The following is a 6,015-nucleotide window of genomic DNA, read 5'->3' as shown; positions in this document are numbered from 1 at the left end:
GCCTGCTAGGGCGCTGCTGGTGAGAAAGCCTTATAGGCGCATATGAAAAACCTCCGGCTATGCCGGAGGATGTTTTTATGAGCAGAGTGAGAGGGCTGTACTCACTGTAATAGTGGTGCATTGGGTATATACTCGCAGGCCTGTAAAGTAGCGCAAGGAGATCAACGTGGCACAATTCAAACATCAACAACTTAGCCAAAGCGAGCAAGATCAACTGGACGCAGCAGTTTTTCGTCAACTGTTGCAACACCTTGATCAAAATAAAGATGTGCAGAATATCGATTTAATGATTCTGGCCGGTTTTTGCCGTAACTGCCTGTGTAAATGGTACGCGGCAGAGGCAGATAAGCAGGGGTTAGCGTTGAGTATCGATGATGCGCGTGAGCGGGTGTATGGTATGACTTATGATGAATGGAAAGCCAATCATCAGCCGCCCGCGACCGCAGAGCAATTAGCGGCTTTTGCGGCTAAAAATGCGCAATAAACTGGGTTAAAAACAAAACGCGCCAACAGATGTGGCGCGTTTTTTGTGCTCAACGATCAAGCATTAGCTCGAGATTTATTGTCGGTTAAGCACATAGAATCCAGCAAGGTCGCCATCAATTTGTTGGCCATGCATATCCAGATGAGTAAGAGTGTTTTCGCCGACCAGATATTGTCTGCCAGTTTGTTCGCCAGATCGTAGGATCACGATACTGCCTGTTTCATCCCATGCAAAAGTGCCTTGTGATACTAAAGGCTGGCCTTCTTTATCGAGATAGTTTTCACTCAGCTTATAAGTGCCATCTTCGTTAAGGGTCAGCTCGGTTTCAATGCCACCACAATCTGCGCAAGGTAAAGTGCCTTGATAGCTACCAGCCCAGTCAAGGCTATTTTGTGCATTATGCGCCGCATCAATCGTTTCGGTTGTCGACTCCGTCATTGACTGCTCAGCAGGTTCAGCTACGTCAACCACCGGTTCGGCTTCCACTTTGGCTGGTTGGTTGTCACATCCAACCAGAAGGATAGCCAGTGCGCTTAGAGCAAAAATACTTTTTTTCATCATAAATCCTTGATTAATAAATGTTGACCATCATCAACTTAGTCGCGATGAACCGACGTCACTATGAACTTACGTTGTTAAGTTTAAGTTAAACGCGGGTCATTTTAGCGACAAGTTGTGTTTGTTCTAACCGAATAAAACTCAAATATTCCCAATAGATAATAAATCTTTATTTTATGGCTACTTACCGTCGTCGCAGCCGAGTCGCGGTACTCACTGACAGGTCAAGCTGCTACGCCAAGTCGTTTCAGTATAGTTAAAAAAAACCCTCAATGTTGAGGGTCTTTATAAATCAGCTATTTTTCATCATCAGGTAAGGTGACGTTGAGTTCAAGGACTGAGATATCATCGTCCTTATGCTCAAAAGAGAGTTCGACCATTGAAGGGTCAACCACGACATATTTGGCAATCACTTGCAAAATATCCGCTTTTAGCTGTGGTAAGTAGCTAGGCGCAGGATCATCTTGGCTACGACGTTCGGCAACAATAATCTGCAAACGCTCTTTGGCAACGCAGGCCGAAGTTTTCTTCTGTGGGCGGAAAAATTCCAGCAATGACATCGGATTAGCCTCCAAATAAGCGTTTGAAAATACCTTTCTTCGCTTCAGTTAGAAAACGAAATTCCACTTGCTCACCGAGTAGGCGTGTCACGGTATCTTGGTACGCTTGACCGGCATCGGATTGCTCATCAAAAATAACTGGCACCCCTTTATTAGAGGCATTCAGTACCGCTTGGCTCTCTGGGATCACCCCGAGTAGGGGTACATGCAGGATCTCTTCAACATCTTGTACGCTGAGCATTTCACCCTGAGTTACCCGAGTTGGATTGTAGCGTGTGAGCAGTAGGTGTTGCTTAATCGCCGCTTGACCTTGTTCGGCCCGCAAAGACTTAGAATCGAGAATGCCGAGGATACGGTCAGAATCGCGTACCGATGAGACTTCTGGATTGGTGGTGACAATCGCTTCGTCAGCATAATAAAGAGCCATCAAAGCACCTTGCTCAATACCCGCAGGGGAGTCGCAAATGATGAAATCAAACGCCATCTCCTTCAGTTCATTGAGCACACGTTGTACACCATCTTTGGTCAGCGCATCTTTATCACGGGTCTGTGAAGCGGGCAAAATGAATAAATTTTCATTGCGTTTATCTTTAATTAACGCCTGATTTAGGGTGGCTTCACCGTTGATGACATTGACAAAGTCATACACCACTCGGCGCTCACAGCCCATGATCAAATCGAGATTGCGCAGACCGATATCAAAATCGATCACTGCGGTTTTTTTGCCTCGCAGCGCGAGACCAGAAGCAATTGCAGCACTGGAGGTGGTTTTGCCAACCCCGCCTTTTCCTGACGTGACGACAATAATACGTGACATGTTATGGTTTCCTTTCAATCTTAAATCTTAAATCGTGAGCGTTTCGAGGTGAAGTGACTCGTCAGTCATACTGAGCATCACTCTCTGTTGCCAAAACTGACCCTCAATTTGATCGCTTAGCCAATAATGGCCAGCAATCGAAATCAGTTCTGCTTGCAAATCATGGCAAATAATTCGTGCTGCGGTTTGCCCACTGGCTCCTGCAATTGCTCGGCCACGTAAGGTTCCGTAAATATGGATTGAGCCATCGGCAATCACTTCTGCTCCCGCACTGACATGGCTTAAAATCACTAAGTCGCTATCTTTGGCGTAGATCTGTTGCCCTGAGCGCACCGGCGTACTGACCACTTTGGTCGGGGTTAGCTCAATCGGAGCTTGAATGGCAGAGTTGGTGGCACTCATCACCGCAAAACCTGCCGCAGCAGCCAGATTTTGGCTGCGTTTATCTTTGCACCCAGTAATGCCGACTGGGATTAAACCAGCGTCAGTGATCCCTTGTTTTAAAGCCGGATAATCCAGATCTGCAGTGACTTTTGCCACATTAATCACCACTGGAGCATTAGCAAAAAAAGCCGGGGCTTGCGCGACCTTTTCTTGCAGAAATTGTACCGTGTGCGCAATTTGGTGGTCAGAAAGGTGTAATACCGACAAAGTAAAGCTACTACCTTTCAAGTCAGGGGTTTTCGACATAGCCAGGTTGACCTCAAGAAACTCTATGCTTTGCAGAGAGAGCATTGGCTGGGAACAGGGCTGTCATGTTATATTCAGTGCTAAAACACGGCAAGTTATCTTGCGGTGAAATAAGTGATTTGGCATCAACTTTGGTCAAAGTTAATTGAATTTAAGATCAAAGGCCCTAATCGGGCGCACATCTAATCAAAAGGTTTGTCATGCTTTGTTCAATTTATAAAAGTGCCAAAAAAGAAGGCGCTTATCTGTATATTCCCAAACGGGACGATTTTTCACAGGTTCCTGACACCTTACGGCAGATGTTTGGTAAACCTATCTTTGTGATGCTGGTGAATTTAGAGCAGCGTCAACTTGCGCAGGTGAGTGTGGAGAACGTCAAGCAGTCACTGCAGACTCAGGGATTCTTCCTACAATTACCACCTCCTGCGGAAAATATACTTGAGCAATATAAGGAGCGCCAAGCGCACTCAAATACTTGATTAAAGATCGCTCAAGGAGGGCATCTTGAAAAAATTATTATCGATAGTATTGGGCTTGGCTTTGTCAGCACCACTACACGCCAGTGAAGTCAGCACCGAAGTCAGTTTTGAACGTTATATCGAAAGCTTAAAACAGCAAGCTCGGCAACAAGGTATTTCCGAACATATTATCCAACAAGCGTTTGGTGATGTTGAATATCGACCTCGTGCGGTGGTTGCCGATAAAAATCAACCTGAAAAAAAACTCACCTTGGATGAGTATATTCCACGGGCAGTGCCTGAATGGAAAGTAAAACAGGCTCAGACTTTGTATCAAAAGCACTATGCAGAATTGCAGAAAATTGGCCAGCAGTACGGTGTGCAACCGCGTTTTATTGTCGCACTGTGGGGTGTTGAGAGTAATTTTGGCGCATTAACCGGTAATTTTAAGGTGATTGATGCTTTATCAACACTGGCTTATGAAGGTCGTCGTGAAGAGTTTTTCCGCAAAGAAACCATGGCAGCATTGCAGATCCTCGAACAAGGCCATATTGATCCCGCCGCGATGAAAGGCTCTTGGGCGGGAGCGATGGGTCAGTGTCAATTTATGCCTAGCTCATTTTTGAATTTTGCTGCTGACGGTAATGGCGATGGCAAAAAAGATATTTGGGGCACCCGCTCGGACGTATTTGCGTCCACCGCCAATTATCTCAGTCAATCCGGTTGGGATGATAAATATACCTGGGGACGTCAAGTAAAAATTCCGCAAGGTTTTGACCGTAACCTAGAAGGTCGTCAGCCAGAAAAAGGCAAAACCTTGCAGCAGTGGAGCAAGCTCGGAGTGACGCGTTATGATGGTAAGCCATTGCCCAAACTGACTGACGATATTCAAGCTTGGTTGATCATGCCGGATGATGAAGCGGGGCGTATTTATTTGGTCTACAACAATTACCATGTGCTGATGAAATGGAACCGTTCACATTACTTCGCGCTCGCGGTGAGCCATTTAGCTGATCGGATCAAGTTTTGAGTATGAGCTGGCATTCTTGAGGTTCTTCACTAGAATGCCAGCCATAGTCACTGCTAACGCTTAATTATTCGTGTCGCAATGATTTTTTAATCATGGGTATGGAATTGTTCGCACGCGAGTAAGGTATTCTCAATCAAACTGGCCACTGTCATCGGGCCAACGCCGCCTGGAACTGGAGTAATGAAACTGGCATGGCTGCGTGCAACCTCATATTCCACATCGCCAACTAATTTGCCGTTCGCAAGACGGTTGATACCAACATCGATCACGACCGCACCGGGTTTAATCCACGCACCGGGAATAAAGTTCGCTTTACCGACCGCTACCACTAAAAGATCGGCTTGACGTACGTGACTTTCAAGATCTTGAGTAAAACGATGACAAGTGGTGGTGGTACAGCCGGCTAACAGTAGCTCAAGCGTCATCGGGCGGCCGACAATATTAGAGGCACCAACAATCACCGCATGTTTACCATGCAGTGGAATATGGTAGCGCTCCAGCAGCGTGATAATGCCTTTTGGGGTGCAAGAGCGCAGTTTGGGGATCCGCTGTGCTAAGCGACCCACATTGTACGGGTGAAAGCCATCAACATCTTTTTGAGGATCAATGCTTTCCAATATCTTGGTGGTATCAATGCCTGCTGGTAAAGGAAGTTGCACCAAAATGCCATCAATCTGTGGGTCATGATTGAGTTCATCGATCAGCGCCAATAATTCTGTTTCATGAGTGCTGGTCGGGAGATCGTAAGATTTAGAGATAAAGCCGACCTCTTCGCAAGCGCGTCGTTTACTACCGACATAGACCTGTGAGGCTGGGTCTTCGCCCACCAGCACAACGGCAAGCCCCGGCGCTCGTAATCCAGCTTGAATGCGCGCTTTAACTCGGTTTGCGACTTCTGAACGGACGGTTTGCGAAACCAGCGTTCCATCAATATTTTGAGCAATCATGACTTTCCTTACAGATTTGGAGCGAAATTTTTGTGCGCATTGTGGCAGATAATTTGAATTTCATCCACAGGCAAACGTTTGCTTAGTTGTATTTTTCAGCAGTGAAACATCGATTGGTAAAATATTGCTCGTTCGCAACAGAAAGTAAGATAAAGGCATTGATCTCAATGGTTTTACTCGTATAATCCTCACCCTGTAGTGCGCCCTTAGCTCAGTTGGATAGAGCACGTGCCTTCTAAGCATGTGGTCACAGGTTCGAATCCTGTAGGGCGTGCCATTTCTTCTCAGCACTAGCAAGTTGATTCTTGCTGGTGCTTTTTTATCTCTAATATTTGCCAAATTACCCAACTCAATAGCTCGCTAGGTTGTTTATAGGGCGATTTTGCAAATTGTCAGCTTGTCGATGTTCTCAAATTTAAACACACTATTTACGATAGCATCGTTGACATGTGAATTTTCATATATATGACA

Annotated in this window: 8 protein-coding genes and 1 tRNA gene; 4 read left to right on the top strand and 5 right to left on the bottom strand. The window is 45.9% G+C overall.

The window, feature by feature from the left end; all coding sequences use genetic code 11:
* The first annotated feature begins 166 nt into the window (after positions 1 to 166).
* On the top strand, positions 167 to 484 hold the full coding sequence (locus PUN32_RS05260) for a DUF1244 domain-containing protein (RefSeq protein ID WP_274722103.1): 318 nt from the start codon (positions 167 to 169) through the stop codon (positions 482 to 484).
* A 75-nt stretch (positions 485 to 559) separates the two neighbouring features.
* Here PUN32_RS05260 and PUN32_RS05255 read toward each other — a convergent pair whose 3' ends face one another.
* The 4 genes from PUN32_RS05255 to minC form a co-directional block, all read right to left on the bottom strand.
* Positions 560 to 1,045 (bottom strand): copper resistance protein NlpE, encoded by a 486-nt coding sequence (locus PUN32_RS05255; RefSeq protein ID WP_274722102.1) that lies wholly within the window; start codon positions 1,043 to 1,045, stop codon positions 560 to 562.
* 293 nt (positions 1,046 to 1,338) lie between these two features.
* Positions 1,339 to 1,602, bottom strand: a complete 264-nt coding sequence (gene minE / locus PUN32_RS05250; RefSeq protein WP_274722101.1) for a cell division topological specificity factor MinE — start codon at positions 1,600 to 1,602, stop codon at positions 1,339 to 1,341.
* Positions 1,603 to 1,606: 4 nt separating this feature from the next.
* Positions 1,607 to 2,419 (bottom strand): septum site-determining protein MinD, encoded by an 813-nt coding sequence (minD, locus tag PUN32_RS05245; protein ID WP_166013241.1) that lies wholly within the window; start codon positions 2,417 to 2,419, stop codon positions 1,607 to 1,609.
* Positions 2,420 to 2,446: 27 nt separating this feature from the next.
* Positions 2,447 to 3,109, bottom strand: coding sequence for a septum site-determining protein MinC (minC, locus tag PUN32_RS05240; protein WP_274722100.1), 663 nt, complete (start codon positions 3,107 to 3,109; stop codon positions 2,447 to 2,449).
* Between the two features lie 200 nt (positions 3,110 to 3,309).
* Between minC and PUN32_RS05235 the strand changes: the two genes are divergently transcribed.
* Positions 3,310 to 3,588, top strand: coding sequence for a YcgL domain-containing protein (locus PUN32_RS05235; RefSeq protein ID WP_166013239.1), 279 nt, complete (start codon positions 3,310 to 3,312; stop codon positions 3,586 to 3,588).
* Between the two features lie 25 nt (positions 3,589 to 3,613).
* Positions 3,614 to 4,597: a lytic murein transglycosylase gene (locus tag PUN32_RS05230; protein WP_274722099.1), complete on the top strand. Its 984-nt coding sequence runs from the start codon at positions 3,614 to 3,616 to the stop codon at positions 4,595 to 4,597.
* An 86-nt stretch (positions 4,598 to 4,683) separates the two neighbouring features.
* Here PUN32_RS05230 and folD read toward each other — a convergent pair whose 3' ends face one another.
* Complete coding sequence (folD, locus tag PUN32_RS05225; RefSeq protein WP_274722098.1) at positions 4,684 to 5,544, bottom strand: bifunctional methylenetetrahydrofolate dehydrogenase/methenyltetrahydrofolate cyclohydrolase FolD; 861 nt, start codon at positions 5,542 to 5,544, stop codon at positions 4,684 to 4,686.
* 200 nt (positions 5,545 to 5,744) lie between these two features.
* On the opposite strand from folD, the gene PUN32_RS05220 reads away from it, so the two are divergent.
* Positions 5,745 to 5,821: transfer RNA gene (locus tag PUN32_RS05220), tRNA-Arg, on the top strand.
* Positions 5,822 to 6,015: the final 194 nt, after the last annotated feature.

The sequence above is a fragment of the Vibrio chanodichtyis genome (genome assembly GCF_028863985.1).
GTDB classification, from domain to species: Bacteria; Pseudomonadota; Gammaproteobacteria; order Enterobacterales; family Vibrionaceae; genus Vibrio; species Vibrio chanodichtyis.
The sequence above is the reverse complement of the archived record's forward strand: the minus strand, read 5'-3'. Positions and strand labels throughout refer to the sequence as shown.